The sequence below is a fragment of the Actinoplanes sp. CA-142083 genome (genome assembly GCF_050942195.1).
In the GTDB taxonomy this organism is placed as follows: domain Bacteria; phylum Actinomycetota; class Actinomycetes; order Mycobacteriales; family Micromonosporaceae; genus Actinoplanes.
In genome coordinates this window covers 10,363,172-10,380,022 of record NZ_CP192076.1, presented here as the reverse complement: position 1 = coordinate 10,380,022, position 16,851 = coordinate 10,363,172, and the positions used below count along the sequence as shown (strand labels likewise).

Genomic DNA, 16,851 nt, shown 5'->3' with positions numbered 1-16,851 from the left:
CTACGCTCCCGTCAGCTCGTTTTTGCGGTGTAGGAGTGCGGCCTTCGCCCGGCGTGCCGCGCGCAGGTTGAGGGCCGCCAGTAGGCCTAGCGTGACCATGACGACCAGCAGCGACGGCTCGAGCCTGTGCCGCAAGGTAGTGATGATCAGCGCGCCGATGGTGAAGATCAGCCAGGCACTCAGGCCGAGCCAGGCGGCGATCACCCGGTCTCGGGCGAACAGCGGTGTCCGTCGGGTCACGGCCCAGCCGCCGAAGGCTGCCCAGCACAAGCCGATCGCCACCAACGCCGCGAAGGCCACCTTCGTACGTGGGGGCAAGCCGGGCTCGGTCGCCCAGAGGATGCCGATCAGGGCGCTGCCCGCGAGGCCGGCCAAGCCCAGGGTCAGGTAACCGATCCGCTTGCGCAGGGACAGCGGGGCGTCCAGGCGAGCCAGTATCTCTTCCGGTGTCATGCCTCGTACCCCTTCCGGATCAGTTCCTGGCGTAGCAAAATGCGCGCCCGGTTGAGGCGCGACTTGATCGTGCCGGTGGGTACGGCGCATATCTGGGCGCACGCCTCGACCGGCAAGTCCTCCAGGTAGAACAGCATCAGCACCTCGCGCTCCCGGGCCGGAAGCGCGGCCAGCGCGCCGGCGACCGTCTCTCGATGGACGACGCCTTCCGTCTCGTCGCTGCCGGGCAGGTCGTCGATCGGCTCGGGGTCCGGGCGGGTGTAGGCGTCCCGCAACCGGTTCATCACGGCGCGGCGGGCGACGGTGAAGAGCCACGGCGTGAAACGGTCCGGCTGCCGCAGCCGGGGTAGGCCCTTGACGACGGCCAGCCAGATCTCCTGCACCACGTCGTCGTCGGGGCGGCCCAACATCCGGCCGACATATCGTTCGACCGTTGGGTGCCAGGCCTGTACCAGGTCGGTGAAAGCGTCTCGTTCACCCAACTGGCAGCGGACCACCAGCAACTCATCGCTCATCGGCCCTCCTTCACCTAATCAGTCGGTGCGCGAGGGCGGTCGGTTCACGGTAAAAGCGTGAGTGGAGCACGAGCGCAAAGAACCCGGCGGGGGATCGCCTGTCGAAAGGTGATCCCCCGCCGGGTTCCGCTATGTCCCTGGAGCGTCAGCGCCTGCCGGGTTTGGTGGGCTTCGTCGGCACGGGCACCTGAGGCTGGTCGGGGGTCTGCGGCTGCTGCGCGCCCTTCCCGTTGCTCTTCTCGATGACGACCACGCCGCCCTTGATGGTGCGGCCGCTCGGGTTCGTGCCTGCTGCGGTGCCGGCGGGGCACTTCGAGTCGACGTCGCCGCCTACCGAGACCTCGAAGCCGGCGCCCTCCAGGCGGTTTCTCGCACTGTCGATCGAGTCGCAGGTGACGTCGGGGATCGAGCGCTGGTCGCCGGTGGCGATCTTGTCGTCGCCGGCGGTCTTGAACTGGACCTTGGGCTTGCCCTTCATGAAGTCGCCCAGGGTGTTCCAGACGGCCGGGTTCACGATGCCGTGGGACATGCGGTCGGAGTGGTCCTGGTAGTCGGGGTTCACCAGGTAACCAGCGACCACCAGCGACGTGGTGCCGGCGATCAGCGCGGCGGTCTTGTCGTGGTCGGTGGTGCCGGTCTTGCCGAAGACGGGGTGGCCGACCACGCCGTGCGTCTGGCCTGCCGTGGTGCCGTGGCACTGGCCCATCTGGGCGGAGTCGCCAACGGGACAGCGAGCGGCGTCGAGGGCGGCGCGGGCCACGTCCTTGCTGGTCGCGCGGATGCAATGCGACTTGCCGATGTCGAGCTTCTCGCCGGCCTGGGTGGCGATCTGCTCGATCGGCGTGGGCTCGCAGTACATGCCGTCGCCGGCCAGGGTCGCGTACGCGTTGGCCATGTCGAGCGGGGTCGACGCGGACACGCCCAGCGTGAACGCGCCCCACTGGTTGGCGGACCCGGGTGCGGCCAGGTCGGCGTCCTGCTTGACGCGGAACTGCACGCCGAAGCGCTTGGCGACGGCGACCACGTTCTCGGCGCCGACGCGCTCCTCGAGCGGCACGAAGTACGTGTTCACCGAGTTACCGAAGCCGGTCCACATGTTGTAGACGCCGGCCTCGCCCTCGCCCGCGTTGCCGGGGCACCAGAAGTGGGTGCCGCTACAGGCCGAGGGGCTGCTGGAGTCGATGATGTAGCTCGACTTGTACTGCTTGGGCGCGTTGATGGTGTAGCTCAGCGGATAGCCCTTCTCCAGGGCCGCCACCATCGTGAACATCTTGAACACCGAACCGGCCTGGTAGCCGGTGATGTCGCCGCCGCCGGAGAGCAGCGGGTTCGTCGTGTTCGGGTACGTGCCGCGGACGCCCTTCTTGGCCTTGCGCGGGTCCGACGAGATCTCGTTCTGCGGGTGTGCCGAGTCGTCGAGCTTGTACTTCCGGTTGGCCGCCAGGGCGCGCACCTTGCCGCTGCCGGGCTCGACGGCGGCGATCAGCAGCGCGTTCTTGTTCTTGTCGCCGATCTCGTCGGTGATGTTGGCGCGGGCCGCGGTCTGCGCCTTGATGTCGAGCGTGGTGGTGATGCGGTAGCCACCGCTCTTGAGGCGGCGCTCCCGGTCGTACTGGGTCTCGCCGAACTCCTCGCGGCTCATCCACCAGCGGTAGAAGTAGTCGCAGTAGAAGCCCCACGCGTTCTTGGCGACCGAGACGCAGCCGTTGCCGACCGGCTTGACCTTGGTCGGGAGCTTCTCCTTGACCGCCTTGTCGGCCTCGGCCTGGGTGATGGCGCCCATCTCGACCATGCCGGGGATCACGTAGTTGTTCCGGCGCTGGAAGATCTGGTCGTACCCCTCCTTGCTGGTGGGGTTGAAGCTGGTCGGCGCCTTGACCATGCCGGCGAGCATCGCGGCCTCGCCGATCGTCAGGTCCTTGGGCTTCTTGTTGAAGTAGACCTGGCTGGCGGCGAAGACGCCGTACGCCTGGTTGCCGAACGGCGCGATGTTCAGGTAGCGCTCGAGGATCTGGTCCTTGGAGAGCTCCTTCTCCACCTGCAGCGCGTACTTCATCTCGGTGATCTTGCGCTTGGGCGTGTCCTTGGTGGCGTCCACGACCTCTTGCGGGTTGGTCGCCGAGTACGCCAGCGACATGCGGACCCACTGCATGGTGATCGTCGAGGCGCCCTGCTTGGACTTGCCGTTGTTGTTGTTGACGAAGGCCCGGGCCACGCCCTTCAGGTCGACGCCGTTGTGGTGGTAGAACTCCCGGTCCTCGGCCGCGACGATGCCCGCGGTCATGTACTTCGAGATGTCCTTGAGCGGCACGTCGCTGCGGAACTCGTCGTAGAACTGCGAGATCTGCGTCTTGTTGTCGGACGCGTAGATGCGCGTGATCTGCGGCGAACTGAAGTCTTTGAGCTCACTGGGCAGGTTCGCGAAGGTCTCGCCGCCGGCCTTGGCGGCCAGCCCGGACATGGCCGCGGCCGGGAAGGCGGCCGCCGCGACGACGACGCCGGCGAGTAATCCGCAGATCAGCAACGACGTCGCGTTGGCGAAGATGTTGTGATCGCGTCGGCGCATCCAGGAGGTCACCTGAGCAGGGTACGCGAAGGGCACACGGCAGCGCCCGTCGAGAAGCTCACGGGTCGCCCAGAATGATTGTGCTACTCCGCGGGCGCCCCGCGCTGCCCCTTCTCGAAACCCATGGCTTCCGAAAAGCCCGGTACACCCGAGCTATGCGTATTTGAGGGACAACGTTGCGTAATCACCCGACTACAGAGCATGATGGTCCGGCGAGCTGTCGCACGACGTCTGCACTGCTTGGGGGACATAGGCAGTCGGACGTCAGGGGGTGAACCGCAAGGGGGGACGTGTACAGATGGGGATGATCAGCGACTGGCCCAGCATGGCGGCGTGTCAGAGTGGCGACCCTGACGCGCTGTTCGTGCAGGGCGCCGAGCAGAACGTGGCGAAGAGGATCTGCCGCAGCTGCCCGGTTCGCTATGAATGCCTCGCCGATGCTCTGGACAACAGGATCGAGTTCGGCGTCTGGGGCGGCATGACGGAACGGGAGAGGCGGGCCCTGCTGCGCCGCCACCCGCAGGTGGCTAGCTGGCGGAAGATGTTCGAGGCCGCGCTGAAGGAGAAGAGCGCCGACAAGGTCCTCGTCCCGACCCGCTGAGCTCAACCGGCTAGCAGAGCGCCGATCGTTCGCAGCCCGTCGACGTCGTGGACGTCGGCGGGCTGCGCCGTGATCGAGGCGGCCGGGACGTCGGGGAACGCGTCGGTGAACGTCGCGGCCACACGAACCTCTCGCTCGATCTGCCGCATCAGGGCGGCGTGGATGCGCAGAGCGTCCGCGGTCATCTCATTGCCAAGAGCGTCGGCGGCCTCGAGGCTGCGCGAGGAAGCCAAAACGGATATATCCGACTTGTGCATGCGGTTCAGCACCAGGCCGCCGAGCGGCATCCGCTCCGCGACAAGTCGCTCCGCGAAATACGCGGCCTCGCGGACGGCGTCGCGCTCCGGCGCGGCGACCAGCAGGAAAGCGGTCTGCGGGTCCTGCAGGATCCGGTACGTCTCGTCGGCGCGCTGCCGGAATCCGCCGAACATCGAGTCGAGGGCGGCCACGAAGCCGGACAGGTCGGTCAGCAGCTGGGCGCCGAGGATCTTCTGCACCGTCCGGGAGAAGAGCCCGAACGAGGCCGTGACCAGGCTGAACATGCTCTTGCCCGAACGCGCCGGCGCGAGCAGCAGACGCAGCATCCGGCCGTCCAGGAAGCGGGAGAGGCGGGCCGGCGCGTCCAGGAAGTCGAGCGCCGAGCGGGACGGCGGGGTGTCCACCACGATCAGGTCCCACTCGTCGGTGGAGCGCAGCTGGCCCAGCTTCTCCATCGCCATGTACTCCTGCGTGCCGGCGAAGGTCGAGCTCATGGCCTGGTAGAACGGGTTCGCGAAGATCTCGGCGGCGCGCTGCGGCGTGGTGTGCTGCTGCACGACCTCGTCGAACGTGCGCTTCATGTCGAGCATCATGGCGTGCAGCTCGCCGCCGTGCTCGCCGTCGATGCCCTTGACCTGGCGCGGGGTGTTGTCGAGCTCGCTCAGGCCCATCGACTGCGCCAGCCGGCGGGCCGGGTCGATGGTGAGCACGACGGTGCGGCGGCCGTGCACCTCGGCGGCGCGCACGCCGAGCGCGGCGGCGGTGGTCGTCTTGCCCACTCCGCCGGCGCCGCAGCACACGACGATCCGGATGGCCGGATCCGCGAGGAGACGGTCGACGTCGAGATGTTCAGCCACCACTACTCCAGAGTAATCACGGTCAGGCCCGCATGAGCTCGGCTGCGAGCTCGTCCAACCCGGCGCGGTCGGCGCCGCCGGGCAGCAGCGGAAGCTCGATCATCGGGCGGCCGGCCTCGGCCAGCTCGACGCGCAGTGTTTCCTCCAGCTCCCGCCGGGTGAGGTACGCCTTCGCCTCGGCGGCCAGGCCGTTGACCGTGGCCGCGTCGGCCGGCAGGCCCGCGTCGGCCAGGCCGCGCTTGAGCTCGGCCTTGGTCACCTTGCCGGCGGTGAGCAGCGCCGGGCGGGCGCCGTTCACGATGATCCGGCCCAGCGAGATGTTCAGCGCCTGGAGCTCGGCGATCGCGTCCAGCGTCTCCTGCACCGGCATCTCCTCGAGCAGGGTGACCACGTGCACCGAGGTGATCGGGGAGCGCAGCAGCGACGCGACGCCCTCGCTCTGCGTCTTGATCGGGCCCACCTTGGTGAGCTTGGCCGTCTCGGCCGTGACGTTGAGGAACCGGCCGATCCGGCCGGTGGGCGGGGCGTCGAGCACCACGGCGTCGTACATCCGGCGGCCGTCGTGCGAGCGGGTGGTCGCCTCCTTCACCTTGCCGGTGAGCAGGACGTCACGCATGCCCGGCGCGATCGTGGTGGCGAAGTCGATGGCGCCCACCTTGCGCAGGGCCCGGCCGGCCGCGCCCAGGTGGTAGAACATGTCGAGGTACTCGAGGAGCGCCTCCTCGGCGTCGACCGCCAGCGCGCGCACCTCGCCGCCGCCGGCCAGCTTGGCGATCCGCAGCTCCTTGTAGGGCAGTGGCGCCACCTCGAAGAGCTGGGCGATGCCCTGCCGGCCCTCGACCTCGACCAGCAGCGTGCGGCGCCCGCCCGCGGCCAGGCCGAGCGCCAGCGCGGCGGCCACCGTCGTCTTGCCGGTGCCGCCCTTGCCGGTCACGACGTGCAGCCGCGCCGGCCATCTGCTGTTGACGTGCTCGCCCATGCCCTCAACGGTACGGCGGGTCGTCAGCCGGACACCTCGCAGACCAGCCATCCAGTCTTGCGGATCACGGTGAACTCGAGGGCCTGCCGGGCCGTTTTCTCGTCGCCGGTGGACATGGTGATCTGCACGGAGACCAGCGCGCGGTCCTCACCGGAGCTGGACACGGCCGGCTCGTCCCACCGGTAGATCGGGTCCTGGTAGCCCTCCGAGTACGTCCGGATCTCGTTGACCCGGTTGGCGAGCTTGGTCTTGTCGCGCGCCTCCCGGCACACCAGATCGTCGGCGGCGGTCGCGTCCTGCTGCGTGTAGACGGCGGTGAGGAAGCGGTTGACCGCGGTCGCCGGGTCGGGCGAGCCGGGGTTGTCGGCGTCGCGGAGCAGCAGATATGCCGAGGTGGCGCCCCCGGCGCAGAGCAGCAGGGTGGCGGCCAGCGCGAGCGAGACCCAGAGCCCGCCGCGCTTGCCCTTGGCCGGCGCGGGCGGCACCTCCCACGGCTGCTGCGGCCCGGACCAGATCGGCTCGGCCTCCGGCGAGGAGGAGAGGTCTGGCGAGGAGGAAGAGTGCCACCCCATGTGCTCCGGCGGCTGGGTCTGCCACTCGCCCTGCGCCTCGTGCTGGGCGTGCCAGGGCGCAGTGGCCGGAATCACCTGGGTGTGCTCGGCCACCACCGAGGGCGCGAGCGCGGTGGCGACCGCCGGCATGGAGGCCGTCGGCGCCTCGTCGGAGAACGTTCCGGCCGGCGGCCATCGCAGCGCGTGCGGATCGGGCCCGGCATCGATGAAGTCGAACGCGTGCGGCGGCTCCGGCGGCGGGATCGGGTCGCCGGGCGGGATCGGCTGCGGCGGCTCGGGGTCGGGCGAGGGCACCGGCGCGGGCTCCGGATGACCCGGCTGGCCGCCCTGCGGGTGCGTCATGTCGCCCCTCCAAGATCTCCTCTACGAGCGCTTGGCGTCAGCCTAGCCAAACGGGGCCTCGCGTGGGCCCTAAGCTGACCCGGTACCCGACGATTAGGGAGTATGCAGGCGATGCAGAAGTGGGAGTACGTGACCGTGCCCCTGCTGGTCCACGCGACCAAGCAGATCCTCGACAACTGGGGCGAGGACGGCTGGGAGCTCGTCCAGGTCGTTCCCGGTCCCAATCCTGAGCAGCTGATCGCTTACATGAAGCGGCCGAAGTCATGACCGACTGCACCGGAGCGAAGGAACGAGTGCAGGGCCACGAGGGCATGACAAAGGAGGGCTCAGCGTGACCACCCCGGTCGCCGGCGAGGGCGGCGTCGACGCCTACGCGAAGCTCGCCGAGCTCGGCATCACGCTGCCGCAGGTGGTGCCCCCGCTGGCGTCTTATCTCCCGGCCGTTCAATCCGGCAATTACGTGTACGTCTCGGGCCAGCTCCCCTTGGTCGACGGCAAGCTGCCGCTCACCGGCAAGGTCGGCGCCGAGGTCACCGCGGAGCAGGGCGCCGAGCTGGCCCGCACCTGCGCGGTGAACGTGCTCGCGGCGGTCGAGGGGCTGGTCGGCCTGGGCCGGGTCGTCAAGATCGTGAAGGTGTCCGGCTTCGTGGCGTCCGCGCCCGGCTTCACCGGCCAGCCCGCGGTCGTCAACGGCGCCTCGAACCTGTTCGGCGAGGTCTTCGGCGAGCAGGGCCGGCACTCGCGCAGCGCCGTCGGCGTGGCCGAGCTTCCGCTGGGCGCGCCCGTCGAGGTCGAGGCCATAGTCGAGGTCGCGTAAAAAGTCTGAAAGTTGCGGACAGTCACCTGAGCGGCCGCTGAGATCGCACATCCGGTCCTCGGCTCAACCCCCATGCGCGACGTACGATTTTGTGCATGGGGGGAGCTGCGCTCGACGGCCTGCCGGGCTGGGTGACGCTGCTCCGCGCCCCGAACCCGGGACCGATGACCCTCGACGGCACCAACACATGGGTGCTGCGCGCGCCGGGCGACGAGCTCGGCTTCGTGATCGACCCGGGCCCGCTCGACGAGGGCCACCTCCGCCGGATCGCCGAGCACGGGCCGTTCCGCGCCATCTTGATTACGCACGGTCACCACGACCACGTCGAGGGCGCTCCGCGGCTGTCCGAGATGCTGGGCGGGACGCCGATCGAGACGGCGCCGTTCGATAGTGAGGGGCTGAGCATCGAAATTCTGGACACTCCCGGGCATACCGCTGATTCAGTGTGTTTTCTCGTCAAGTCCGGGAATGTCCGATCGATGTTCACCGGCGACACGATCCTCGGGCGGGGCTCGACCGTGGTGGCGGCGCCCGATGGGGACCTGGGGTCGTACCTCGACAGTTTGACCGTGCTCACGGCGTACGAGAATGTCTTGATGTTGCCCGGCCACGGCCCGGCGCAAAACGACGTCGCCGCACACGCCCGGTTCTATCTGGATCACCGGCGCGAGCGGCTCGCCCAGGTCGAAGACGCGATGGCGCGAGGCGCGGAGACTCCGGAAGAGGTCGTTGATCTCGTTTATCCGGACATCGACCCGGCCGTGCGGTTTGCGGCGATCTTCAGTGCCAAAGCGCAACTGGATTATCTCCGTCACAAAAATCGGGAATCAGGAACAAGGGCCGACGGGTTGGATCGGCTGTGACCTGTCCGGTGTGTGGAACCGTCGCCGTCCCCGGCGCCCGCTTCTGCCACAACTGCGGCGCCGCCCTCCCGGCCGCGGCCACGCTGCCCGCTGCCGAGCGACGCATCGTGACCGTGCTCTTCGGAGACCTGTCCGACTTCACCTCCTGGTCGGAGGACCTCGATCCCGAGCGCGTCGGCGCGGTGACCGACCGCGTGCTCGCCGCCCTGGCCGGCGCGGTCAAGACCTTCGGCGGCCACGTCGACAAGCTGACCGGCGACGGCATCATGGCCGTCTTCGGCGCCCCGGTGGCCCATGAGGACGACGCCGAGCGGGCCGTGCGCGCCGCCTTGAGCATGCAGCGCGCGGTCCGCCGCGTGCTGGACGACGAGCGGGGCGGCGGCGCCCCGCTCGGCCTGCGTATCGGGCTCAACACCGGCGATGTGGTGGCGGGCATCCAGGCGGGCATCGAGTACACGGTCATCGGCGACACCGTCAACACGGCGGCCCGGCTCGCCGACGCGGCCGCGGTCGGCGCGGTCTACGCGGGATCGCGCACCAGCGCCGGCACCCGGCACGTCGCCTCCTGGCGCCAGCTGCGCCCGCTGCGGCTCAAGGGCAAGCGCGAGCCGGTGCCCGCGTTCGAGTTGCTCGGCCTGCACGACGCGCCCGGCACCCGCTCGGGCCTGGGCGACGAGGCGCCGTTCGTGGGCCGCGAGACCGAGCTGGGCCGGGTCTCCGGCCGGCTCGCCGAGTCGATCGACTCGGACACGCCGCGGGTCATGGTGATGACCGCCGAGGCCGGCATCGGCAAGTCCCGCTTCGCCGGCGAGGTCAAGCGGCTCGCCGCCGGCTACGACGTCGGCGCCGGCGGCCGGTACGCGGCGCACACCGGCGCCCGGGTGCTGCGTGTGCGCTGCCGAGCGTTCGGCGAGCGCCGCCGCTTCGCACCCCTGGCCGACCTGGTCCGCAAGTCCGTCGGCCTGCCCAAGGACGTGGTCTCGACGGTCGGCCGCACGGTGGTCGAGGAGCGCCTGCGCAAGCTCGCCAACCGGCTGAGCCGAGAGGGTGAGCCTTCAGTCCGGTCAGGGGTGGCGGCGGGGCGGTCGGATGGGGAGCCCGCCAAGATCGATATTGACCGGCTGCTGGGCCTGCTCGGGTACGGCGAGGCGCCGGCCAACCCGGTCGGCCCGGCCACCGGCGCCGACTGGCAGCCCGCCACCGCCCGGCAGGACGCCGACGCGGTGTCGACGGCCGTGGCCGAGCTGCTCACGGCGATGGCGGCCGAGGCGCCGCTCGTGGTCATCGTGGACGATCTGCACGACGCCACCGCGTCGACGGTGGACGCGCTGGGCAGCACCCTGTCGCAGCTCGAGGGCCCGGTCGTGGTGCTGCTGCTGGGCCGGCCAGAGCTGGTGCGCACGGCCGGCGCGCTGACCCGGCTCGCCGACGCCGAGGTCTACACGCTTCCCCCGCTGCGCGGCGCCGACGCGTCGCGCCTGCTGACGTCGTACCTGAATGGCGGCAAGCTGCCGCAACCCGACACCGACCGCCTGCTGGCCACCGCCCAGGGCAATCCGTTCTACCTGGCCGAGATGGTCACGCTGCTGATGGAGCGCGGCGCGCTGACCCCGGCGGTGGGTGCGAACGCGGTCGGCAAGTGGCAGCTCGCCAACGGCTCGCTCGGCAGTTCGAGCAGCAGCCAGCTCCTCTCCCGCGACCTGGCGGCCGTGCTCGCGGCACGTATAGACGCGTTGCCGCCCGAGCCGCGCGCGGTCCTGCGGGACGCGGCCGTGGTCGGCGACACCGTGCCGACCGGCGTGATCGAGGCGCTCCGCGAGCGGCGGGCCAACAGCGACGCGCGGCCCGGCGCGGTGGCCGCGGTCGAGCTCGAGCGCTCGATCGACGAGCTGCTCCAGCGCCGCATGCTGCACCGGGTGCGCGGCGGTTACGCGTTCACCACTCCGCTGATGCGCGAGGCGGCGTACTCCGGCATCGGCAAGGCCGACCTCGCCGACCGGCACTCCTACCTGGCCACCTGGGCCGCGCCCGAGACGATCGACCGGCTCGGCTACGACGGCGCCTCACGCCTGAGCCTGACCGAGAGCGAACGCGATGGCTTCGTGGCCACCCACGCCGAGTGCGCGGTCGAGCTCGCCGACCAGGTGCGGCTGCGGCCGGACGCCGCGGTGCGCGACGTGGCCCCGCTCGGCGTCGCGGCGCTCGGCCGGCTGGCCCGCCGGGCGCTGGCCAACATCGAGCCGGCCGCCTCCATCGAGTACGCCGAGCGCGCCTCGCTGCTGGTCAAGGAACCGCTGCCGCTGTCCGACCAGCTGGTGCACGCCCGCGCGCTGCTGCGCCTGGGCCGGGCCGAGGAGGCCCTCTCGCACGGCGAGAAGATCGCCAAGAACTCGGCCGACGAGCCGGTCTCGAAGGCCGAGGCGCTGCTGGTGGTGGGCCGGGCGCACGAGGCGCTGGGCGACATCGGCCGGGCCGTCGCCGCCTGGCAGGAAGCGCTCGACGTGGCGACCGAGGCCGAGCTGCTGCCGGAGCGGGCCAACGCGATGCGCCGCCTCGGCATGGCCGACTTCCTGGCCGGCCGGCTGAGCCAGGCGAGCAGCCGGTTCGCGGCGGCCTACCAGGTGACGCTGGCCGCCGGCGATCGGCACGGGCAGGCCTGGGCGCTGCAAAACCTCGCCTGGGTGACCACGACCCGGGGTGACTTCGCCGGCACCGACGCCGTGCTCGGCCGGGCCGCGCGTCTCTTTGCCGAGCTGGGCGACCCGGTGGGCCGCTCCTGGCTGCGGGGGACCACGGCGTTCGCGCGATTGCTGGCCGGCCGCCTGCAGGAGTCGCGCCGGCTGGCGCGGATCTTCCTGCCGTTCGGCGACCGGGTCGGCGAGGCCTGGGCGGTGGGCACGCTGCGTGCCGTCGAGGCGTACGCGGCGAGCGAGCTGGGCGAGCTGGGCGAGGCCGACGGCGAGGCGCGCCGGGCCTACCGCGACTTCAACGCGGTCGGCGACGACTGGGGGCGGGGCCTGGCGCTGGTCGTCCGCGGCGCGATCGCGCGTGGCCTCGGCGAGTTCGACCACTCCTTCGACCTGCTCGGCGACGCGATCGGGTACGCCGACCGCACCGGCCACCCGCTGCTGCTGGGCATGGCCGGCACGATGCGCGGCTTCGTCGCCCTCCAGCGCGGTGACCTGGAGCTGGCCGAGGCGGACGCGCGCCGGGTGATGGCGGCGGTCGAGCCGCACAACCCGCTGGCGCCGGCCCAGGTCGGGCCGCGGGTGCTGATGGCCGAGGCGCGGATCCGGGTGGGCGACGCGGCGACGGCGATCGGCCTGCTCGCCCCGATCGCCAGCGACACCGGCTCGCCGTCGCTGCTTTTCTCCCGGCGGCACGCGCTCACCTCGTACGCGTCGGCATTGCTCGCCGACGGCCGGGTGACCGAGGCGCTGACCTGGATCGAGCGGGCCCGCGAGGCGAGGTCGGAAGATGTTCGCAGCGGGGTGCTGGCCGAGATGACGTACGCCCGGGTGCTGGCCGCGGGCGACCGGTGCGACGAGGCGCGACAGGCGGCCGAGCAGGCTGTCCTCCTTGCGTACGCGACCGAGCAGGCCAGCGAACGGGCGGCAGCCGAGGAGCTGCGGGCCACCCTCGCCACCGGGCCGCTGGAAACTGTCGCGTACGCGTCCGACGTGCCGGGATGACCTCGCCCGGTCCTGGCGTAAGTTCTGTGGCATGACGGAGACGCCGCCGGGACCCCTTCCCGTGCCGTACGTGCCGGGCATGTCCGGTTTGTCCGTCATGGCACGCGGGGGATACGCGACGGTCTATCGCGCGATGCAGGATTCGGTGGGTCGCGAGGTCGCCATCAAGGTGGAAAATCGCCGCCTCGAGAGCAACCGTGACCAGGCCCGATTCCTGCGCGAGGCCCGAGCCGCGGGCCGCATGTCCTCACACCCGCACGTGGTCGACCTGTTCGACGTGGGCGTGACGGTCGACCAGCACCCGTACCTGATCATGGAGCTCTGCGACGGCTCCTACCTGGACCGCATGCGGGTCTCGCCGCTCAGCGCCGCCGAGACCCGCGACATGGGCGTCAAGATCGCCGATGCGCTGGTGCACTCGCACGCCAACGGCGTGCTGCACCGCGACGTGAAACCGGCCAACATCCTCTACTCGCACTTCAACTCGGCCGTGCTTGCCGACTTCGGCCTGGCCGTGCTGGGCGAGATGCGCGACTCGTCGGTCACTCTCGAGGTGCTCACCCCGGCCTACGCGCCGCCCGAGATGTTCCGGCACGACAACCCGTCCGGCGCCGTCGACGTCTACGCGCTCTGCGCGACGCTGTACGCGGTGATGCGCGGCCGCCCGCCCCGCTGGGACGGCGACCGCAACCCCAGCCTGATCACCCTGATGGATCTGTTCCACCAGCCCATCCCCGATCTGCCCGGCGTGCCGAGCGAGCTGGTCCGGCTGCTGCGCTACGGCATGTCCAACGACCCGGCCTCCCGGCCCACCGCCGAGCAGCTGCGCGACCTGCTGACCAGGATGGATCTGGAGGGCCCGGGCAACCAGCGGGTCCCGCCCCCGCGCTGGTCGCCCGGCGACGACACACCGACCGTCCGCCAGCAGATCAAGCCGGCCAAAAAGAAGTGGCTCTTCGGGCTACTCGGGATCCAGGACCGCTAACAGCTCCCCGGTGTCGACCTCGGCGCCCGGGTGCACCGGCAGCGAGGCCACCACGCCCGCGCTCGGCGCGTGCACCGGGTGCTCCAGCTTCATCGCCTCCAGCGTGAGCAGCAGCTCGCCGGCGCGCACCCGCTGGCCGGGCACGACCAGCACGCGGCGGACGGCCCCGGGCAGCGGCGCGATCAGCGAGCCCTCGGCGGCCTCCGGCGCGGGCAGCGGGAAGCGGGACAGCTCGCGCAGCGCCACCGAACCCTCCGGGCTGTCCACGTAGGAGACCTCGCCGACCCGGTGCACGTTGAAGGTCAGCCGGATGCCGTTGACGTCCAGCACCACCCGCTCGTCGCCGGCCGCCACCACCACCGTCTCCGGGTGATCGTCGACCACCGGCGCCTGACCCAGCCCGGCCAGGTCGAGCTCCTCCGGGTCGACCGCGCGCACCCACCAGCCGGCCAGCTCGCCGTGCCGGTTCATCCGGTAACCCACCTCGACCGGGCCGGCCGGGCCGTCGTACACCGCGGTCTGCGACCCCGACGGGACATTGCGCCAGCCCGAGGGCAGCGAGCCGAGCACCGTCGCGGTCGCGCGTCGTCCGGCGGCGCCGGCCAGTGCCGCGGCAAGACAACTGATGCGTACGGCGTCGACAGCCGACAAGAGCGGGGCGAACACTTCGGGGCGCCGATCGAGGAAGCCGGTGTCCAGGTCACCGGTGCGGAACGAGTGATGCCGAAGGACCCGCACCAGCAGATCCCGGTTGGTGGCCACCCCGTGCAGCTGGGTGCGGGTCAGCGCCGAGGCGAGCATGCGCGCCGCCTCCTGCCGGGTCGGCGCCCACGCGATCAGCTTCGCCAGCGTCGCATCGGGGTGCACGCCGATCACCGAGCCGTCCTCCACCCCGGCGTCCAGGCGCAGGCCGGGCTGGGGCAGCGGGCGGAAGGCGCCGGCCACGTCGGGCACGGCGAAACGGTGCAGGGTGCCGGAGGCGGGCAGCCACGCGTACGCCGGATCCTCGGCGCAGATGCGCACCTCGATGGCGTGTCCCCGGATCGGCGGCGGGCCCGGCATCGGCAGCACGCCGCCCTCGGCCACCAGCAGCTGCAGGCGCACCAGGTCGTAGCCGGAGACGCACTCGGTGACGGCGTGCTCGGCCTGCAGCGTCGGGGTCAGCTCGAGGAACCAGAAATCGCCCTCGGCGTCGAGCAGGAACTCCACGGCGCCCGCGCCCACGTACCCGATCGCCCGGACCGCGATGATCGCCGCCCGGCACAGCTCCTCGCGCAGCGCCGGATCGACCGCCGGCGACGGCGTCTCCTCGATGATCTGCTGGTACCGCCGCTGCACCGAGCACTCGCGCTCGCCGAACGGCACGACCGAGCCGTGCTCGTCGGCCAGGATCGGGATCTCGATGTGCCGGACCTCGTCGAGGTACGGCTCGCAGAAGACGTCGCAGCCGGCCTCGCGCCGGGTCGAGGCGATCGCCTCGGCGAGCGTCGCCGCGTCGCGCACCACCCGCATGCCGGCCCCGCCGGAACCGGTGTCCGGCTTGATCAGCACCGGATAGCCGGGGACCTTGGACGGCTCGGTGAACGTCGGCAGCACCGGCACCCGGGCCTCGGCCACCAGCTCCTTGGTCTCCCGCTTGCTGCGCAGCACGCCCAGCGTCTTGGCGGGCGCGCCCACCCAGATCATCCCGGCGTCGGCGACGGCGGCCGCGAAGTCGGCGTCCTCGGCGAGCAGGCCGTTGCCCGGGTGGATGGCGTTCGCGCCGGTGCGCTGGGCGGCCGTGATGATCAGGTCGCCGCGCAGATACGCCGCCGCGGGGGTGCCGCCGTCCAGGCGTACGGCGTAGTCGGCCTCGGCCACGTGCGGCGCGTCGGAATCGGCGTCCGAGTAGACGGCGACCGTCTCGATGCCGACCAGGCGGCAGGTGGCGAACACCCGGCGGGCGGTCTCCCCACGGTCTGCCACCAAGAGACGTCGGATCACTGGTCTACCTTTCCGGGTCGGAACACGCCGACGTGCCCGGCGCCCTCGACAACCGCGCTGTGCGCGGCGGAAAGGCACAGACCGAGGACGGTACGGGTGTCGCGGGGGTCGATGACACCGTCGTCGTCACCGCAGGACGGCTCGTCGGCCGGCCAGCTGAACACGAAGCGGGGGTCGCCGGCGCGGCCGGTGTCCAGGGCCAGGTGCGGCACCGAGGACAGGGCCAGCGCCTCGATCTCGGCCGAGCCGAACCGCGTGGCCAGGAACAGCAACGCGGTGTCGGTGGCGTTGGCGAGCTGGATGAAATGGACGGCCTTCTGCGCCTCGGCCGGGCCGTGCGGCGCGCCGGTGCCGGCCAGCACGCCGACCGGGTAGCCGTGCAGCTCGCCCCAACCGGCCACGAGCGCCGGGCCGTGCGCGGGCTTGAACTCGTCGAAGTCGCTGCCGTCCAGGACCCGGGCGAGGATCTCGCGCGGATCGTCGTCCTTGGTCAGCGAGAGCAGATCCTCGGCGTCATACTTGGGTGGCTCGGGCGGGAACGTGCGCGGCCCCGGGCCGCGCTTGCGCCAGTTGAGCCGGCGCAGGCACTGGCGGGCCAGGCGCAGCCCGTCCCGCTCGTCCTCGGCCAGCTGGTCGGCCGGGCCGGTGCCGCCGGCGTGCCCGCGCACGAGGATGGTGTAGTCGGAGAGCTGCGGCAGGTAGGCGTCGTCGCCGCTCACGGGTCCGAACACGACGCAGATGGTGGGTATCCGCTCGGCGGCGAGCCGGCTCAGCTCGCGGGCCAGGCCGCCGGAGCGGCGCCGGCCGGCCTTGGCCTCGCCGGGCGACTCCACCAGGTTGACCAGCGGCAGGCGGTTGGCCGCGGCGATCCGCGCGGCCCGGCGGATCTTCTCGAGCGGGTACGGGTCGACGGTGTTGCGCTCGACGGTCGGGTCAACCGCGATGATCACGCACTCGACGCCCTCGACCACGCCCACGCCGGTGACCACGCCCGCGCCGACCGGGAACTCGGTGCCCCAGGCCGCCTCCGCCGACAGCTCGAGGAACGGGCTGTCCTGGTCGAGGAGCATCTCGACGCGTTCCCGGGGCAGCAGCTTGCCCCGGGCGTGGTGCCGGGTCACCGCCTTCTCGCCGCCGCCGGCCCGCGCCTCGTCCAGCGCCGCCTCGAGCCGGGCGAGCCGCGCCATGGCGACCCCGCGGCACTCCAGGTAGGCGGGGGTCCGCGGGTCGATCGCCGTGTCGAGCACGGTCACGTCGGGACCCCGATGCGGTGTACGCCCCCCACCATGTTCAAAGCCGCGCCCTCTCGTGTTCGCCGGTGCCTCTCGACCACCTCCGTAACGAGCGGCCAAGCGGGTGCGACACGGA

The 16,851-nt window shown here is 71.4% G+C and carries 13 protein-coding genes and 1 pseudogene; 6 read left to right on the top strand and 8 right to left on the bottom strand.

Annotated features, from left to right (window positions below):
• From ACQPZX_RS48025 to ACQPZX_RS48015, 3 genes are all read right to left on the bottom strand, one after another.
• A complete protein-coding gene (locus ACQPZX_RS48025; protein ID WP_433371708.1) occupies positions 1 to 453 on the bottom strand; it encodes a hypothetical protein in 453 nt (150 codons plus the stop codon).
• Positions 450 to 968 (bottom strand): RNA polymerase sigma factor, encoded by a 519-nt coding sequence (locus ACQPZX_RS48020; RefSeq protein WP_433371705.1) that lies wholly within the window; start codon positions 966 to 968, stop codon positions 450 to 452. Before ACQPZX_RS48020 ends, ACQPZX_RS48025 begins: the two co-directional genes overlap by 4 nt.
• 145 nt (positions 969 to 1,113) lie before the next feature.
• Positions 1,114 to 3,534 (bottom strand): transglycosylase domain-containing protein, encoded by a 2,421-nt coding sequence (locus ACQPZX_RS48015; RefSeq protein ID WP_433385962.1) that lies wholly within the window; start codon positions 3,532 to 3,534, stop codon positions 1,114 to 1,116.
• Positions 3,535 to 3,832: 298 nt separating this feature from the next.
• Between ACQPZX_RS48015 and ACQPZX_RS48010 the strand changes: the two genes are divergently transcribed.
• On the top strand, positions 3,833 to 4,135 hold the full coding sequence (locus ACQPZX_RS48010; RefSeq protein WP_378975511.1) for a WhiB family transcriptional regulator: 303 nt from the start codon (positions 3,833 to 3,835) through the stop codon (positions 4,133 to 4,135).
• Between the two features lie 2 nt (positions 4,136 to 4,137).
• Here the strand turns inward: ACQPZX_RS48010 and ACQPZX_RS48005 are convergent, their stop codons facing one another.
• The 3 genes from ACQPZX_RS48005 to ACQPZX_RS47995 are packed head-to-tail and all read right to left on the bottom strand — an operon-like array spanning position 4,138 to position 7,143.
• Positions 4,138 to 5,253 carry an ArsA family ATPase gene (locus ACQPZX_RS48005; protein ID WP_433371702.1) on the bottom strand — a complete coding sequence of 372 codons (1,116 nt, stop codon included), beginning with the start codon at positions 5,251 to 5,253 and terminating at the stop codon, positions 4,138 to 4,140.
• A 19-nt stretch (positions 5,254 to 5,272) separates the two neighbouring features.
• Positions 5,273 to 6,229, bottom strand: a complete 957-nt coding sequence (locus tag ACQPZX_RS48000) for an ArsA-related P-loop ATPase (RefSeq protein ID WP_433371699.1) — start codon at positions 6,227 to 6,229, stop codon at positions 5,273 to 5,275.
• A gap of 23 nt (positions 6,230 to 6,252) precedes the next feature.
• The gene (locus ACQPZX_RS47995) at positions 6,253 to 7,143 is read right to left on the bottom strand and encodes an Rv0361 family membrane protein (RefSeq protein ID WP_433371696.1); all 891 of its coding nucleotides are present in this window, start codon (positions 7,141 to 7,143) and stop codon (positions 6,253 to 6,255) included.
• Between the two features lie 111 nt (positions 7,144 to 7,254).
• On the opposite strand from ACQPZX_RS47995, the gene ACQPZX_RS47990 reads away from it, so the two are divergent.
• From ACQPZX_RS47990 to ACQPZX_RS47970, 5 genes and pseudogenes are all read left to right on the top strand, one after another.
• On the top strand, positions 7,255 to 7,410 hold the full coding sequence (locus ACQPZX_RS47990; protein WP_157437327.1) for a DUF4177 domain-containing protein: 156 nt from the start codon (positions 7,255 to 7,257) through the stop codon (positions 7,408 to 7,410).
• A gap of 64 nt (positions 7,411 to 7,474) precedes the next feature.
• Positions 7,475 to 7,960, top strand: a complete 486-nt coding sequence (locus tag ACQPZX_RS47985; RefSeq protein ID WP_433371693.1) for a RidA family protein — start codon at positions 7,475 to 7,477, stop codon at positions 7,958 to 7,960.
• A 95-nt stretch (positions 7,961 to 8,055) separates the two neighbouring features.
• The gene (locus tag ACQPZX_RS47980; protein WP_433371690.1) at positions 8,056 to 8,823 is read left to right on the top strand and encodes an MBL fold metallo-hydrolase; all 768 of its coding nucleotides are present in this window, start codon (positions 8,056 to 8,058) and stop codon (positions 8,821 to 8,823) included.
• Entirely contained in the window at positions 8,820 to 12,515 is a 3,696-nt protein-coding gene (locus ACQPZX_RS47975; RefSeq protein WP_433371687.1) for an adenylate/guanylate cyclase domain-containing protein, read from the top strand. The genes ACQPZX_RS47980 and ACQPZX_RS47975 overlap by 4 nt, the downstream gene beginning before the upstream one ends.
• A 31-nt stretch (positions 12,516 to 12,546) precedes the next feature.
• Positions 12,547 to 13,357: pseudogene (locus ACQPZX_RS47970) on the top strand (serine/threonine-protein kinase); the annotation flags it as partial.
• 119 nt (positions 13,358 to 13,476) lie between these two features.
• Here ACQPZX_RS47970 and ACQPZX_RS47965 read toward each other — a convergent pair.
• The gene (locus ACQPZX_RS47965) at positions 13,477 to 15,483 is read right to left on the bottom strand and encodes a biotin carboxylase N-terminal domain-containing protein (RefSeq protein ID WP_433371684.1); all 2,007 of its coding nucleotides are present in this window, start codon (positions 15,481 to 15,483) and stop codon (positions 13,477 to 13,479) included.
• A complete protein-coding gene (locus ACQPZX_RS47960; RefSeq protein WP_433371681.1) occupies positions 15,480 to 16,736 on the bottom strand; it encodes a carboxyl transferase domain-containing protein in 1,257 nt (418 codons plus the stop codon). The genes ACQPZX_RS47965 and ACQPZX_RS47960 overlap by 4 nt, the downstream gene beginning before the upstream one ends.
• Positions 16,737 to 16,851 lie beyond the last annotated feature (115 nt).